General features: G+C 59.6%; 14 protein-coding genes. 7 read left to right on the top strand and 7 right to left on the bottom strand.

Annotation, left to right across the window (positions count from 1 at the left end; all coding sequences use genetic code 11):
• Positions 1-72 precede the first annotated feature (72 nt).
• The 5 genes from rng to mreB form a co-directional block, all read right to left on the bottom strand.
• The gene (gene rng, locus RYA97_RS12570) at positions 73-1530 is read right to left on the bottom strand and encodes a ribonuclease G (protein ID WP_004666200.1); all 1458 of its coding nucleotides are present in this window, start codon (positions 1528-1530) and stop codon (positions 73-75) included.
• On the bottom strand, positions 1527-2129 hold the full coding sequence (locus RYA97_RS12575; RefSeq protein ID WP_002555105.1) for a Maf family protein: 603 nt from the start codon (positions 2127-2129) through the stop codon (positions 1527-1529). The genes rng and RYA97_RS12575 overlap by 4 nt, the downstream gene beginning before the upstream one ends.
• Positions 2130-2196: 67 nt before the next feature.
• Positions 2197-2688, bottom strand: coding sequence for a rod shape-determining protein MreD (mreD, locus tag RYA97_RS12580; RefSeq protein ID WP_003364106.1), 492 nt, complete (start codon positions 2686-2688; stop codon positions 2197-2199).
• Positions 2681-3748 carry a rod shape-determining protein MreC gene (gene mreC / locus RYA97_RS12585; protein ID WP_002555107.1) on the bottom strand — a complete coding sequence of 356 codons (1068 nt, stop codon included), beginning with the start codon at positions 3746-3748 and terminating at the stop codon, positions 2681-2683. The genes mreD and mreC overlap by 8 nt, the downstream gene beginning before the upstream one ends.
• A gap of 231 nt (positions 3749-3979) precedes the next feature.
• Positions 3980-5017, bottom strand: a complete 1038-nt coding sequence (mreB, locus tag RYA97_RS12590) for a rod shape-determining protein MreB (RefSeq protein WP_002555108.1) — start codon at positions 5015-5017, stop codon at positions 3980-3982.
• A 205-nt stretch (positions 5018-5222) separates the two neighbouring features.
• Between mreB and gatC the strand changes: the two genes are divergently transcribed.
• The 6 genes from gatC (at position 5223) to RYA97_RS12620 (ending at position 10767) form a co-directional block, all read left to right on the top strand.
• Positions 5223-5510: an Asp-tRNA(Asn)/Glu-tRNA(Gln) amidotransferase subunit GatC gene (gatC, locus tag RYA97_RS12595; RefSeq protein ID WP_002555109.1), complete on the top strand. Its 288-nt coding sequence runs from the start codon at positions 5223-5225 to the stop codon at positions 5508-5510.
• A gap of 14 nt (positions 5511-5524) precedes the next feature.
• The gene (gene gatA, locus RYA97_RS12600; RefSeq protein WP_004666201.1) at positions 5525-6976 is read left to right on the top strand and encodes an Asp-tRNA(Asn)/Glu-tRNA(Gln) amidotransferase subunit GatA; all 1452 of its coding nucleotides are present in this window, start codon (positions 5525-5527) and stop codon (positions 6974-6976) included.
• A gap of 10 nt (positions 6977-6986) precedes the next feature.
• Complete coding sequence (gene gatB / locus RYA97_RS12605) at positions 6987-8432, top strand: Asp-tRNA(Asn)/Glu-tRNA(Gln) amidotransferase subunit GatB (RefSeq protein WP_002555110.1); 1446 nt, start codon at positions 6987-6989, stop codon at positions 8430-8432.
• Positions 8433-8874: 442 nt separating this feature from the next.
• On the top strand, positions 8875-9243 hold the full coding sequence (locus tag RYA97_RS12610; protein WP_002555111.1) for a septal ring lytic transglycosylase RlpA family protein: 369 nt from the start codon (positions 8875-8877) through the stop codon (positions 9241-9243).
• 77 nt (positions 9244-9320) lie between these two features.
• Entirely contained in the window at positions 9321-10352 is a 1032-nt protein-coding gene (locus RYA97_RS12615; RefSeq protein WP_117140059.1) for a calcium/sodium antiporter, read from the top strand.
• A 31-nt stretch (positions 10353-10383) separates the two neighbouring features.
• Positions 10384-10767: a carboxymuconolactone decarboxylase family protein gene (locus RYA97_RS12620; RefSeq protein WP_005733046.1), complete on the top strand. Its 384-nt coding sequence runs from the start codon at positions 10384-10386 to the stop codon at positions 10765-10767.
• Here the strand turns inward: RYA97_RS12620 and RYA97_RS12625 are convergent.
• Both RYA97_RS12625 and RYA97_RS12630 read right to left on the bottom strand, forming a co-directional pair.
• Positions 10764-11705, bottom strand: a complete 942-nt coding sequence (locus RYA97_RS12625; RefSeq protein WP_004656635.1) for an AEC family transporter — start codon at positions 11703-11705, stop codon at positions 10764-10766. The two genes, RYA97_RS12620 and RYA97_RS12625, sit on opposite strands and share 4 nt — an antisense overlap.
• 105 nt (positions 11706-11810) lie before the next feature.
• Positions 11811-13385 carry an alkaline phosphatase D family protein gene (locus RYA97_RS12630; RefSeq protein ID WP_117140058.1) on the bottom strand — a complete coding sequence of 525 codons (1575 nt, stop codon included), beginning with the start codon at positions 13383-13385 and terminating at the stop codon, positions 11811-11813.
• 157 nt (positions 13386-13542) lie between these two features.
• On the opposite strand from RYA97_RS12630, the gene RYA97_RS12635 reads away from it, so the two are divergent.
• Complete coding sequence (locus RYA97_RS12635; protein ID WP_005780930.1) at positions 13543-14559, top strand: class I SAM-dependent rRNA methyltransferase; 1017 nt, start codon at positions 13543-13545, stop codon at positions 14557-14559.
• Positions 14560-14622 lie beyond the last annotated feature (63 nt).

A 14622-nucleotide genomic window follows, 5' to 3' on the forward strand; every position in this document is an offset into this window, starting at 1 on the left:
TTCTCGATAAAACGGCATACCTGCCAGAAACCCGAAGGGCACTTGTCATCATATTTCAAACGATCAGCACCCTCAGAGCAGCACCACGTCGTATTGTTCCTGCGAGTACATGGTTTCTACCTGAAAACGGATGGTCCGGCCAATGAAGCTCTCCAGTTCAGCCACATTGCCCGACTCCTCGTCGAGCAAGCGATCGACCACGCGCTGATTGGCCAGAACCCGATAACCCACCGCCTGATAGGCTCGGGCTTCTCGCAGGATCTCGCGAAAGATTTCATAGCAAATAGTCTCGGGGGTTTTCAGCTTGCCCCTACCCGCGCAGCAATGGCAGGGCTCGCAGAGCACTTGCTCAAGACTTTCACGGGTGCGCTTGCGGGTCATCTGCACCAGGCCAAGCTCGGTGATACCGATGATATTGGTTTTGGCGTGATCGCGCTCCAGCTGTTTCTCCAGCGTGCGTAACACCTGACGCTGGTGCTCACCGTCTTCCATGTCGATGAAATCGATAATGATGATGCCGCCCAGATTGCGCAGGCGCAGCTGCCGGGCAATGGCTGTCGCGGCTTCCAGGTTGGTCTTGAAGATGGTTTCTTCAAGGTTGCGATGCCCCACAAACGCGCCGGTATTGACGTCGATGGTGCTCATCGCCTCGGCCGGATCGACCACCAGATAACCACCGGACTTGAGCGGCACCTTGCGTTCGAGAGCTTTCTGGATTTCATCCTCGACCCCATAGAGGTCGAAGATCGGCCGTTCTCCCGGATAATGCTCCAGCCTGTCGGCAATCTCCGGCATCAATTCAGCCACGAACTGGGTGGTCTTCTGAAAGGTTTCCCGCGAGTCGATGCGGATTTTTTCGATACGCGGGCTCACCAGGTCACGCAAGGTACGCAGGGCCAGGCCCAGGTCCTCATAAATCACCGTAGGCGGGCTGACGGTCTTGATCTGCTCGCCGATCTGATCCCAGAGCCTGCGCAGATAGCGGATATCCATGAGGATTTCATCAGCACCGGCACCTTCGGCCGCGGTACGCAGAATAAAGCCTCCGGCCTCTTTGATACCTTCCAGGGCGACACAATCGCTGACAACTTTTTTCAGTCGTTCACGCTCTGCCTCGTCCTCGATTTTCAGGGAAATGCCTACATGCGCAGTGCGCGGCATGTACACCAGATACCGTGACGGAATGGAGAGCTGGGTAGTCAGCCGCGCGCCTTTGCTGCCGATGGGGTCCTTGGTGACTTGCACCACAAGGCTCTGGCCGTCATGCACCAGCGACGCAATGCTCTCGACGGCAGGCCCTTCACGCATGGATATTTCCGAGGCATGAATGAATGCAGCGCGGTCCAGACCGATATCGATGAACGCCGCCTGCATGCCGGGAAGCACCCGCACTACCTTGCCTTTGTAGATATTGCCGACGATGCCGCGGCGTTGGGTACGCTCGACGTGCACCTCTTGCAGAACACCGTTTTCTACCACTGCCACCCGTGATTCCATCGGGGTGATGTTGATCAGGATCTCTTCACTCATGACTCGTCACCTTCCAGGCATTGCCAGCAGGGTATGCCGAAATGGCCAAGCAGTTCTGCGGTTTCACACAGAGGCAGACCAACCACCCCAGAATAGCTGCCTTGCAGGCCCTCGACGAAAATCGCCGCCAGCCCTTGAATGGCATAGCCTCCGGCCTTGTCGGCAGGCTCGCCACTGGCCCAGTAGGCTTGGGCCTCGTGGGGTTGAATCGGGCGAAAGCGCACGCGACTGGTCACAATACGGGTTTCACTGCGATGCCGATCACTCAGCGCAACGGCAGTCATCACTTCGTGCTCGCGCCCGGACAGGGCCGTCAGCATGGCCAGAGCATCCGCCTCATCGGCCGGCTTGCCGAGAATGCGCCCATCAAGCACCACCGCCGTGTCAGCGCCCATCACGCAGGCCTGTTGTTCGGCCGCCAGCACAGACAGCCCGGCCTGGGCCTTGCCGAGCGCAAGACGCTCGACATAGGCAGCCGGGGTTTCGTGGTCGAAGGGAGTTTCGTCAATCTGAGCGTTCAGTACGGTAAAGGACACACCGATCTGAGTCAGAAGTTCGCGGCGGCGCGGCGAGCCAGAAGCCAGATAAAGCGAGGGCATAAGGACATCTCCGTGTCTGTTCGGGTGAGCGCCAGGGACGCAGCGGGGCGTCGCGCTCACCTTGCGCTTAATTGATTTTCAAACGTTTGCGCAATCCACGCAGGCCATAGCTGATCCAGGGCCACAACAGGGCACTGACCAGCGCGGGTAGAACCAGCGCCAGCGTAGGCTGACGGTTGCCGGTCAATGCACTCAGCCAGAGCTGCGCAAGCTGCGCCAGACCGAATACGACCAACAGCACCAGACATTGCTGCCACATGGGGAACATACGCAGACGCTGCTGCAGGGACATCACCAGAAACGTGATCAGGCTGAGGATCAGCGCATTCTGGCCAAGCAATGTGCCATACAGCACATCTTCCATCAGCCCCAGTATCCACGCAGTGGTCATACCGTATTTGTGCGGCAGCGCCAGAACCCAGAAGGTCAGCAACAGGGCCAGCCACAAGGGCCGGAAAATTTCCATGAATTGCGGCAGCGGCGAAACGCTCAGCAACAGACCGATCGCAAACGTCAGCCAGACCACCCAGCCATTGCGCCCGGAAACATGACTAACCATCGATAGGCTCCCGAGCAGTGGAAGGTCTTGAAGCAGGCGGCTGTGAAGCAGCAGGCCGGGCGGCAGGCCTTGCCGGTGTCACAGGCGCTGCAGCCGGCGCAGGCGTTGTCGATTGCGCAGCAGGCTTGTGCGTTGCAGTGCTGCCCGGGAATACCGGAACAGTTGCTTGCGGCCACATCGGGAAAGCAGGTGTCGGCGGCGGCAGGGTCGCCATCACTGAAGGCTCGATACCCTTGTCGATGGATTCCTGCGCTTGCGCCGCGTCGGCAGCCCGCTCTTCCGGCGAACGGCCGTCCGAGAACACCAGCAGCAGATAACGGCTGCGATTCAATGCGGCGGTTGGCACGGCACGCACGATTGCGAACGGCTGGCCGGAGTCGTGAATCACTTCCTTGACCGTAGCCACCGGGTAGCCAGCCGGGAAGCGCTGCCCCAGGCCGGAACTGACCAGCAGATCGCCCTCTTTGATGTCGGCAGTATCTGCCACATGCCGAAGCTCAAGCCGTTCAGGGTTGCCGGTGCCGCTGGCGATAGCACGCAGGCCGTTGCGATTCACCTGCACCGGAATGCTGTGGGTCGTATCAGTCAGCAGCAGGACCCGCGAGGTGTACGGCATCAGCTCGACAACCTGGCCCATCAGGCCACGCGCATCGAGCACCGGCTGGCCCAGCACAACGCCGTCGCGCTCGCCCTTGTTGATGATGATGCGATGGGTGAAGGGGTTCGGGTCCATGCCGATCAACTCGGCGACCTCGACCTTTTCGTTGACCAGCGCAGAAGAGTTCAGCAACTCACGCAAACGAACATTCTGCTCGGTCAGTGCCGCCAGCTTTTGCAGGCGACCTTGCAGGAGCAACGCTTCGGTCTTGAGTTTTTCGTTTTCGGCGATCAGCTCTGTGCGGCTGCCGAACTGACTGGCAACGCCTTGATACAAACGTTGTGGCAGATCAACGATCCAGTAGGACTGCATGAGCACCATCGACATCTGGCTGCGCACGGGCTTGAGGATCGTAAAGCGGGCGTCGACAACCATCAACGCAACCGACAGAACGGCCAGCACCAGCAGACGTACGCCCAGCGAAGGGCCTTTTGCGAAAAGCGGTTTAATAGGCCGCTCCTCCGGGGCATGCGATCGTTGGATCGAACTTCGATTGGCAATTATTCATGCGGTATGTAACCGGCCTGGACAAATGAAAGAGATAGGCACCCTGTTTCGGTGTCAGCACGATGCATACAGGTAGCACATACGCCACCTGCATACAAAAGACTCCGTGAAAGGCACTCCGGCGAATTACTCGCTGGAGAGCAGATCCATGGTGTGCTTATCCATCATTTCCAGCGCACGGCCACCGCCGCGGGCTACGCAGGTCAGCGGGTCTTCGGCAACGATCACCGGCAGACCTGTTTCCTGAGCCAGCAATTTGTCCAGATCACGCAGCAATGCACCGCCACCGGTCAGGACCAGACCACGCTCGGCGATGTCCGAGGCCAGTTCCGGAGGCGACTGCTCCAGAGCGCTCTTGACCGCCTGAACGATGGTCGCCAATGACTCCTGAAGCGCTTCAAGCACTTCGTTGGAGTTCAGGGTGAACGCACGTGGCACGCCTTCAGCCAGGTTGCGGCCGCGAACGTCGACTTCACGCACTTCACCGCCCGGGTAGGCCGTACCGATTTCCTGCTTGATGCGCTCGGCGGTGGATTCGCCGATCAGGCTGCCGTAGTTACGACGCACATAAGTGATGATCGCTTCATCGAAACGGTCGCCGCCTACACGTACGGACTCGGCATACACCACACCGTTCAGGGAAATCAGCGCGATCTCGGTGGTGCCGCCGCCGATGTCGACAACCATCGAACCGCGAGCTTCTTCCACCGGCAGACCGGCACCGATTGCAGCGGCCATTGGCTCTTCGATCAGGAATACTTCGCGTGCACCTGCACCCAGGGCAGATTCGCGAATGGCACGACGCTCAACCTGGGTGGATTTGCACGGAACGCAGATCAGCACACGAGGGCTGGGCTGCAGAAAGCTGTTTTCGTGGACCTTGTTGATGAAGTACTGCAACATTTTTTCGCAGACGCTGAAGTCGGCGATAACGCCGTCTTTCATTGGACGAATGGCTGCGATGTTGCCTGGAGTACGGCCCAGCATGCGCTTGGCTTCGGTACCGACGGCCACGACACTCTTCTGGTTGCCGTGAGTACGAATGGCAACGACAGAGGGTTCATTCAGAACGATACCGCGCTCACGCACGTAGATAAGGGTGTTGGCAGTGCCCAGGTCGATGGATAGATCACTGGAAAACATGCCACGCAGTTTCTTGAACATGGGAAAGGGACCCTAGGGAACGCGTGGTAAAAAAAGTGCGGCAAACTCTAACAACGACAGGGATTTTGGGCAAGGAGCCAATATGCTAAATTGGCGGTTTTCCGAACATGACCCTCGACGTTAGCGGCTTGAGACAGTAATAACGCGATAGTGTTCCGCAATTGGCAACAAAGCAAATCCATAAGCATTCCACTGGAGATACCCCATGGCGCTTGAACGCTCCGACGTGGAAAAGATCGCTCATCTGGCCCGACTGGGTCTCAATGACGCCGATATCCCGCGTACCACCGAAGCACTTAACAGCATTCTTGGGCTGGTCGATCAGATGCAAGCGGTCGACACCACTGGCATCGAACCTCTGGCCCACCCGCTGGAAGCCACCCAGCGCCTGCGCGAAGACGCCGTCACCGAGCGAAATCGTCGTGACACTTACCAAGCCATCGCACCAGCGGTCCAAGACGGCCTCTATCTGGTTCCGAAAGTCATCGAGTAAGGGAAAGCGCCTGCATGCATCAAATGACTCTGGCCGAGATCGCTCGCGGACTCGCCGAAAAAAAGTTTTCTTCTGAAGAGCTGACCCGCGTTCTGCTGTCGCGTATCGCGACGCTCGACCCGCAGCTCAACAGCTTCATCAGCCTCACCGAAGACCTGGCCATCACTCAGGCCCAGGCGGCAGACGCTCGGCGCGCCGCCGGTGAGAACGGCCCGCTGCTCGGCGCCCCGCTGGCGCACAAGGACCTGTTCTGCACTCAGGGAATTCGTACCAGTTGCGGCTCCCGGATGCTCGACAACTTCAAGGCGCCGTATGACGCCACGGTTGTGTCGAAACTGGCTTCGGCAGGCACGGTAACGCTGGGCAAGACCAACATGGACGAATTCGCCATGGGTTCGGCCAACGAATCCAGCCATTACGGCGCGGTGAAAAACCCGTGGAATCTGCAATGCGTGCCCGGAGGCTCTTCCGGTGGTTCGGCAGCGGCGGTTGCTGCACGCCTGCTGCCTGCCGCAACCGGCACCGACACCGGCGGCTCGATTCGCCAGCCTGCGGCACTGACCAACCTCACTGGCCTCAAGCCTACCTATGGTCGTGTGTCGCGCTGGGGCATGATTGCCTACGCTTCAAGCCTCGATCAGGCAGGGCCAATGGCGCGCACCGCCGAAGATTGCGCACTGCTGCTGCAAGGCATGGCCGGCTTCGACCCGCAGGACTCGACCAGCATCGACGAGCCGGTTCCGGACTACTCCGCCAGCCTCAATACCTCGCTCAAGGGGCTGCGTATTGGCGTACCGAAAGAGTATTTCAGCGCAGGCCTGGACCCGCGTATCGCGCAATTGGTGCATGAAAGCGTCAAGGAGCTGGAAAAACTCGGTGCGGTCGTCAAGGAAGTCAGCCTGCCAAACCTGCAACACGCAATCCCGGCCTACTACGTCATCGCGCCGGCTGAGGCCTCGTCCAACCTGTCGCGCTTCGACGGCGTGCGTTTCGGCTACCGCTGCGAAGACCCGAAAGACCTGACCGACCTGTACAAGCGTTCCCGCGCTGAAGGCTTTGGCCCGGAAGTCCAGCGCCGCATCATGGTGGGCGCCTATGCGCTGTCGGCGGGCTACTACGACGCTTATTACCTGCAAGCGCAGAAGATCCGTCGCCTGATCAAGAACGATTTCATGAGTGCATTTGCCGAAGTCGACGTAATCCTCGGCCCGACCACGCCCAACCCGGCCTGGAAAATCGGCGCCAAGACCAACGATCCGATTGCCGAATACCTGGAAGACTTCTACACCATCACCGCCAACCTGGCGGGCCTGCCCGGCTTGTCCATGCCCGCAGGCTTTGTCGATGGCCTGCCGGTCGGCGTGCAGTTGCTCGCTCCGTATTTCCAGGAAGGCCGTCTCTTGAATGTGGCGCATCAGTATCAGCAAGTCACCGACTGGCACACTCGCGCACCTGAAGGCTTCTGAGGAGAAACACATGCAATGGGAAGTCGTCATCGGGCTGGAGATTCATACCCAGCTTTCGACCCAATCAAAGATTTTTTCCGGTAGCGCCACCACGTTCGGCTCCGAGCCCAACACCCAGGCCAGCCTCGTCGATCTGGGCATGCCCGGCGTTCTGCCGGTGCTGAACAAGGAAGCCGTGCGCATGGCCGTCAAGTTCGGCCTGGCGGTGGATGCCGAAATCGGCCAGCACAACGTGTTTGCCCGCAAGAACTACTTCTACCCCGACCTGCCCAAGGGCTACCAGATCAGCCAGATGGAGCTGCCGATTGTCGGCAAGGGCCACCTGGACATCACTCTGGAAGACGGCACAGTCAAGCGCATCGGCATCACCCGCGCGCATCTTGAGGAAGATGCAGGCAAAAGCCTGCACGAAGACTTCCAGGGCATGACCGGTATCGACCTGAACCGTGCCGGCACGCCGCTGCTGGAAATCGTTTCCGAGCCGGACATGCGCAGTGCCAAGGAAGCCGTGGCCTATGTAAAAGCCATTCATGCGATCGTCCGTTATCTGGGCATCTGTGACGGCAACATGGCCGAAGGCTCGTTGCGTTGCGACTGCAACGTGTCGATTCGCCCGAAGGGCCAGGTCGAGTTCGGCACACGTTGCGAGATCAAGAACGTCAACTCGTTCCGCTTCATCGAGAAGGCGATCAACAGCGAGATCCAGCGCCAGATCGATCTGATCGAAGACGGCGGCAAGGTTATCCAGCAGACCCGCCTGTACGATCCGAACACCAACGAAACCCGCGCCATGCGCAGCAAGGAGGAAGCCAACGACTACCGTTACTTCCCCGACCCGGACCTGTTGCCGGTGATCATCGAGGATTCGTTCCTCGAAGAAACCCGCGCCACATTGCCGGAACTGCCGCCGCAGAAGCGCGAACGTTTCCAGAGCCAGTTCGGCCTGTCGACCTACGATGCCAGTGTGCTGGCCTCCAGCCGCGAGCAGGCCGACTACTTCGAGCAGGTGGTCAGCATCAGCGGTGACGCCAAGCTGGCCGCCAACTGGGTCATGGTCGAACTGGGCAGCCTGCTGAACAAACAGGGCCTGGAAATCGAACAGTCGCCAGTCAGTGCCGAGCAACTGGGTGGCATGCTCAAGCGCATCACCGACAACACCATTTCCGGCAAGATCGCGAAAATGGTTTTCGAGGCGATGGCCAATGGCGAAGGCAGTGCCGATGAAGTCATCGACAAGCGCGGCCTGAAGCAGGTAACCGACAGCGGTGCCATCGAATCGATGCTCGACGAGATGCTGGCTGCCAACGCGGAGCAGGTCGAACAATATCGCGCCGCTGATGAAGCCAAGCGCGGCAAGATGTTCGGTTTCTTCGTCGGTCAGGCAATGAAAGCCTCCAAAGGCAAGGCCAACCCGCAGCAGGTCAACGAGTTGCTGAAGGCCAAGCTGGAGGGCTGATCGCTCCAATGCCGAGTACACGGTGAAGCACCGTGTTATGACGCGGAGCGTCATGAAATGCATGCCAACGCGGAGCATTGGCACGATAGGTGTTCTCGCGCGCACCTATCGTTCTTCACGCTCCAGCGTGGGGGCACCGTTCTGGAAGCTTTGCGTCCACTGTTGGGTACGCGGTGCAACACGCGCACCTATCGTTCTTCACGCTCCAGCGTGGGGGCGCCGTTCTGGAAGCTCTGCGTCTACTGTTGGGTACGCGGTGCAACACGCGCACCTATCGTTCCTCACGCTCCGCGTGGGAATGCAGTTCTGGACGCTCTGCGTCCGCTGTTGCGTGCGCGCTGCGACATCGAGTTGCGACGCGGAGCGTCAGGAAATGCATGCCAGCATGGAGGATTGGCATGAGAGTCAACCACACCTACTCCGGCACTCAGGAACCCAACCCATGCGCCGCCTTATTTTTGCCTGCAGCCTGCTGACGTTACTGGCAGGCTGCGCCAATCACATCATCGACCCTCACGGTTATGACGAGACCGGCACAGCCGCTTATTACGGTGCCCGCCATCATGGCAATCGCACAGCCAGTGGCGAACCCTTCAATCAGAACGCCCTGACTGCCGCACACAGGCAGTTGCCATTCGGCACGCGCGTCAAGGTCACTAACCTGGACAACGACAGGTCAGTGGTCGTACGCATCAATGATCGCGGCCCTCACACGCGTGGTCGTTTGATCGATGTCTCTCGCGAAGCAGCCGAACAACTGGGTATGCTGCGTAGCGGCACCGCGCCAGTGCGTGTTCAGGCCCTCGATTAGCCTTAACCCCCATCAACACCAACAAGGACTCTCGTATTCTCCAGCTATCGACCCTGCCCGCCCCCGCGCTCATTCAAATGTTCAGCGGCCTGCTATTGCTGTTGATCGGGGCAGAACTTTCAGTGCGTGCGGCAGTGCATCTGGCGGCGATTTTCAAGGTCAGGCCATTGCTCATTGGCCTGACCGTGGTGGCGATGGGCACCAGCGCGCCGCAAATGGCGGTAAGCCTGCAAGCTGCGTTTGCCGATAACACCGACATCGCCGTAGGCAGCGTCATCGGTGGCAACATCTTCAATGTCCTGGTGATTCTTGGCCTATGCGCGCTGATCATCCCGTTACGCGTTGCCCGCCAGGTGCTGCACATCGATATTCCGCTGATGATCGGTGCCTGCCTGCTGGCCATCGGCCTGTCATGGAACGGCGAATTCAGCAAATTTGACGGTGCACTGCTGCTTGCAGGTTTGCTGGTCTGCCTGATTGTCATCATCCGCCAGGGCGGTCACACGCCGCGCCACGGCCATGCCGAAACAACAGAGAAACCACGCACCTTCACGCGCATCCTCATGCTTGCCGCAGGCTTGCTGCTGCTGACCGCTGGCGGGCACTTGCTGGTTGACGCGTCGGTCGTGATCGCCATCCATCTGGGGCTTTCGGAGCGCATTGTCGGCCTGACCATCATCGCCATCGGCACCTCATTGCCCGCCCTGATGACCTCGCTGATCGCGGCGTTTCGTGGCGAACGGGATATTGCAGTGGGGAATGTGATCGGCAGCAATCTGTTCAACCTGCTGGGGGTATTGGGAGTGACTGCACTGTTCGCCCCGGTGCCGCTGACGATCTCGCCGAATGCAATGGTGTTCGACCTGCCGATCATGCTCGGTGTTTCGCTGCTTTGTGTGCCGCTGTTCTATTCCGGCTACCGGATAGACCGCATGGAAGGGGTGTTTCTGCTGTCGCTGTACCTGACGTACGGGCTGCATATTCTGGCGATCAGCACTGGAATGGCACTGGCCGAAAGGCTCGAAACAAAAATGCTTACTCTGGTTCTGCCTGTGCTCGGCGTTATTGTTGCCTGGGGCACGATCCGCGCCTGGAGACGCCAGCACTGACCTCAATCCGCATCGATACAAGGGGAATGCCATGACAGACAAGACAATCAGCGAAGGCGAGCAGATCCGTCGTCAGGTAATGGGCGATGTCTACGTCGACCGTGCGCTGGGTAACGCAACCGAGTTCAGCCAGCCGCTGCAGGACTTCGTCAACGAACACGCCTGGGGCAGCGTCTGGAGTCGTGAGGGTTTGCCGCTGAAAACCCGCAGCCTGATCACCCTGGCCACCCTCACCGCCCTGAAATGCCCGCAAGAGCTAAAGGGCCATGTTCGTGGAGCACTGAACAACGGTTGCACGGTGGAGGAAATTCGCGAGGCGCTGCTGCACTGCGCGGTCTATGCCGGCGTGCCAGCAGCCATCGACGCGTTCCGTGCAGCACAGGAAGTCATCGACAGCTACGTAAAGCCGGACTAGATCCAGCCGCCCCATTGCAGAATGAAAATTCCCACGTTGGTAGTGACCGCGGCGGCCAGCGTGGTGATGACGATGATCGCGGCGGCCAGTTCGTAGTTGCCGTTGGCGGTGCGCGCCATGATGTAGCTGGCAGCGGCCGTCGGGCTCGCGAAGTACAGGAACAGAATGCCCAGTTCCGCGCCGCGAAAACCGACCAGCCAGGCGGCCAGCGTGCAGAGCAGCGGCAGCGTGATCATTTTCATGACGCTGGCACTGATCGCCAGACTGCCACTTTTACGCAGCGAGGCCAGCGACAGCGTGCCGCCGATGCAGATCAGCGCCAGCGGCAGGGTCATTTGCGCCAGATAACTGCCGGACGTCTCCAGCCACCTGGGCAGGCCTATGCTGAAGTAAGCGAAAGGCGATGCGATGATGACGCTGATGATCAACGGATTGGCCAGCACACTTTTGAACACGCTCCAGGGGTCGGACTTGATCACCGGGCTGTAAACCGCCAGCACAATTGTCGACAACGTGTTGTAGAAGACGATGACCAGCGCGGCCAGAATCGCCCCCAACGAAATGCCATAAGGGCCGTACATGCTCGCCGCCAGCGCCAGGCCGATTACCCCGTTGTTGCCACGGAACGCGCCCTGAACGTAAACGCCACGCTCTTCTTGCGGGCAGCGCCAGATCGCCCAGCCCCAGGCGAATGCGAAACTCAGCAGCGTCGCGACACTGAAAAAGATGAGCAATCTGGGTTGCAGAGCCGCGCGCAAATCAGCGTGAATGATGCCCAGAAACAGCAGCGCAGGCATCGTGACGTTGAACACCAGCCCGGAAGCCGCGACGATAAATCCGTCGTTGATAGCACCGATGCGTTTGAGCAATACGCCCAGAAACAGCATGGCAAACACCGGGGCGGTGATGTTCAGGGTTTGGAGAAAAATAGCCAGCATGCAACACACCCGGTCCCGTCGTTAGGTAGCTCATGATAGGCCACACACGACAAGCATGTTGCAAGGAATTTCCTAAAGGCTTACCTGAACAACCCCGATTCTCTGTCAGACAATGCGGCTAACCTCCACGGTCGGCTGCAATTTGCGCTCGAACACTGAAACGCCATCAAGATCGCGCAGGGCAACAGACATCTCGCCGGTCTGCCCGTCGATGTTCACTTCGCCAAAGAACTGATAACCCGCAAAAGGCGAGGTGTTCTGTGCAGGGGGCGCCTTCTGGAACACCAGTTCCGGACCGAACGTCTTGTCCAGTACATTGGGACCGAAGCTGCCCGCATTCAGCGGCCCGGCGACGAATTCCCAGAACGGGTCGAAGTCCTGAAACACGGCACGATCCGGCTGGTAATGATGCGCGGCGCAGTAATGGACATCGGCCGTCAGCCAGACACAGTCGCGAATCTTCTGCGCGCGCAGGTAGGCCAGCAATTCGGCAACCTCCAGCTCGCGGCCAAGCGCCGGTCCGTCATTGCCGTTGGCGATGGCTTCCCAGCGCGCCACACCGGGGCTCACCTCGCCATCCGGTACGCCAAGGCCGATGGGCATGTCAGCAGCAATGACCTTCCATTGCGCGCGCGACGCATTGAGTTCGCGCTTGAGCCAGTCAAGTTGCTCACGGTCAAGAAATGCAGTGGTAGGGCCCGGTTTTTCGGCCAGATTGGCATCATTGCCATCGCGGTAGCTGCGCATATCGAGGACAAAAACGTCGAGCATTGGACCGTAGGGAATCTTGCGATAAATGCGTCCGCCATTGTCGGCTTGCTGCAAGCGCAGCGGCGCGTACTCCAGATAAGCCTGGCGGGCACGCGAGGACAGCAGCTGGATATCCTTGACCTTGTAACGCTCATCAAGCTGCTTGCTGGGCGACCAGTTGTTGGTGACTTCGTGGTCATCCCATTGCCAGATCTGCGGCACTTCTGCGTTGAAGCGGCGCAGATTTTCATCCATCAGGTTATAGCGGTAATTGCCTCGGTACTCGTCGAGGGTCTCCGCCACCTTGCTTTTCGCCTCGGTGGTCAGGTTGCGCCAGATCCGCCCGCCTTCCGTGGTGATCTGCTCGGGCACTGGCCCGTCGGCGTAAATGGTGTCACCGCTGTGGATAAAAAAGTCCGGCAAACGCAAGCGCATCGCCTCATAGATACGCATGCCACCAATGTCAGGGTTGATACCGAAGCCCTGCCCCACCGTGTCGCCACTCCAGACGAAACGGATGTCACGACGCTGTTGGGGCGTGCTGCGCAGATGGCCGAACCAGGGCTCGCTGGCGACACCGCTTTGAGCATCCTCGAACGAGACGCGGTAGAAAATCGCCTGATCGACCGGCAGCCCGCTCAATTCGACCCGCGCGGTGAAGTCGGTACGCTGATCGGCGAGCGCCGAGACCACGCGCCGTGGCTGGGTAAACATACTGCGTGTGTCCCATTCGACCACCATCCGCGAAGGCCGGTCGCTGCGGCTCCAGACCATGGCCTTGTCGCCGAGCACATCTCCGGACTGCACACCATCGACCATTTTCGGGCGGTCCTGCACCGAAGCGATCACCGCAGGCGCAAGCCCCGGCAACAGCAAACCGGCCCCCACGGCCTGGATGACACGGCGACGCTTGAGATCGAACTGGCTCACGGTTATCCCCTCGCTGACAGGCAAAAAAGTACCGTAACAGGGGAATGTTGGCGCTGTATGACAGCACAGGACCTGAACAACGCGGCTGACGCTAAAAACCGTCAGCGCCCGCTAGCTGTTAAACTCCCGCGCCTTATTCCAGCCCGAGGCGCTTAGCATGTCTTCCTTGAATCAGGCGCTCAGCGTCGCCCTCGATAATCGTCAATCGTTGCTGGGCGAACTGCATCAGCAGGGCACGGACTGCTATCGGCTGTTTCACGGCAGTCAGGAAGGCGCCAGCGGGCTGACCATCGACCGCTACGGCCCGCAGTTGCTGGTACAAAGCTTCCACACCCGCCTGGATCGCGATGCATTGCTTGCGCTGCACGAGCAAGTCAACACACGACTGGGCCTGGAAACGCTGCTTGTCTATAACGATCGCTCGCAAGGCAACTCACGCGTGGATCGCCAGGATACGGTCTACAAGGCTGACGAAGCGGCGCTGGCCGACCATATCGGGCATGAGTGGGGGCTCAACTATCGGGTCCGTGGCCGACATGCGGGCCAAGACCCGTTGTTGTTTCTGGACCTGCGCAACACGCGTGGCTGGGTCAAACAGCACAGCGCCGGCAAAAGCGTGCTGAACCTGTTCGCCTATACCTGCGGCGTCGGTCTCAGCGCTGCGGCCGGTGGCGCGAGCGAGGTGTGCAATCTGGACTTCGCCGAGGGCAATCTGGCCGTGGGTCGAGAGAATGGTGCGCTTAACCCGCAACTGCCACCCATGCAGTTCATCCAGTCGGATTATTTTCCGGCAATCCGCCAACTGGCGGGGCTGCCGATTGCAGCGCGGCGTAGCCAGCAATTGCCCAGCTACGTAAAACTGCAACAGCGCCAGTATGATCTGGTCCTGCTTGACCCCCCTGCCTGGGCCAAAAGTGCGTTCGGCACCGTTGACCTGTTGCGCGACTATCAAAGCCTGCTCAAGCCGGCGCTGTTGACGACGGCAGACGGCGGCGTGCTGATCTGCTGCAACAACCTTGCGAAGGTCAGCATGCAGGACTGGCGTGAGCAGGTATTACGCTGTGCCACCAAGGCTGGACGCCCGGTACGCGACTGCCAGGAGATGCTTCCTGCCAAGGACTTCCCGTCTCTGGATAATCAGCCCCCCCTGAAAACGCTGATCCTGCAACTCTGATCCGGCGGCTGGTATCACAAAGCACTATCGGAAAGTTCCTACGAGCGGCGACGGCAGTGCCTT

The organism is Pseudomonas syringae group sp. 26L6, assembly GCF_032587815.1.
Lineage (GTDB): Bacteria > Pseudomonadota > Gammaproteobacteria > Pseudomonadales > Pseudomonadaceae > Aquipseudomonas > Aquipseudomonas amygdali.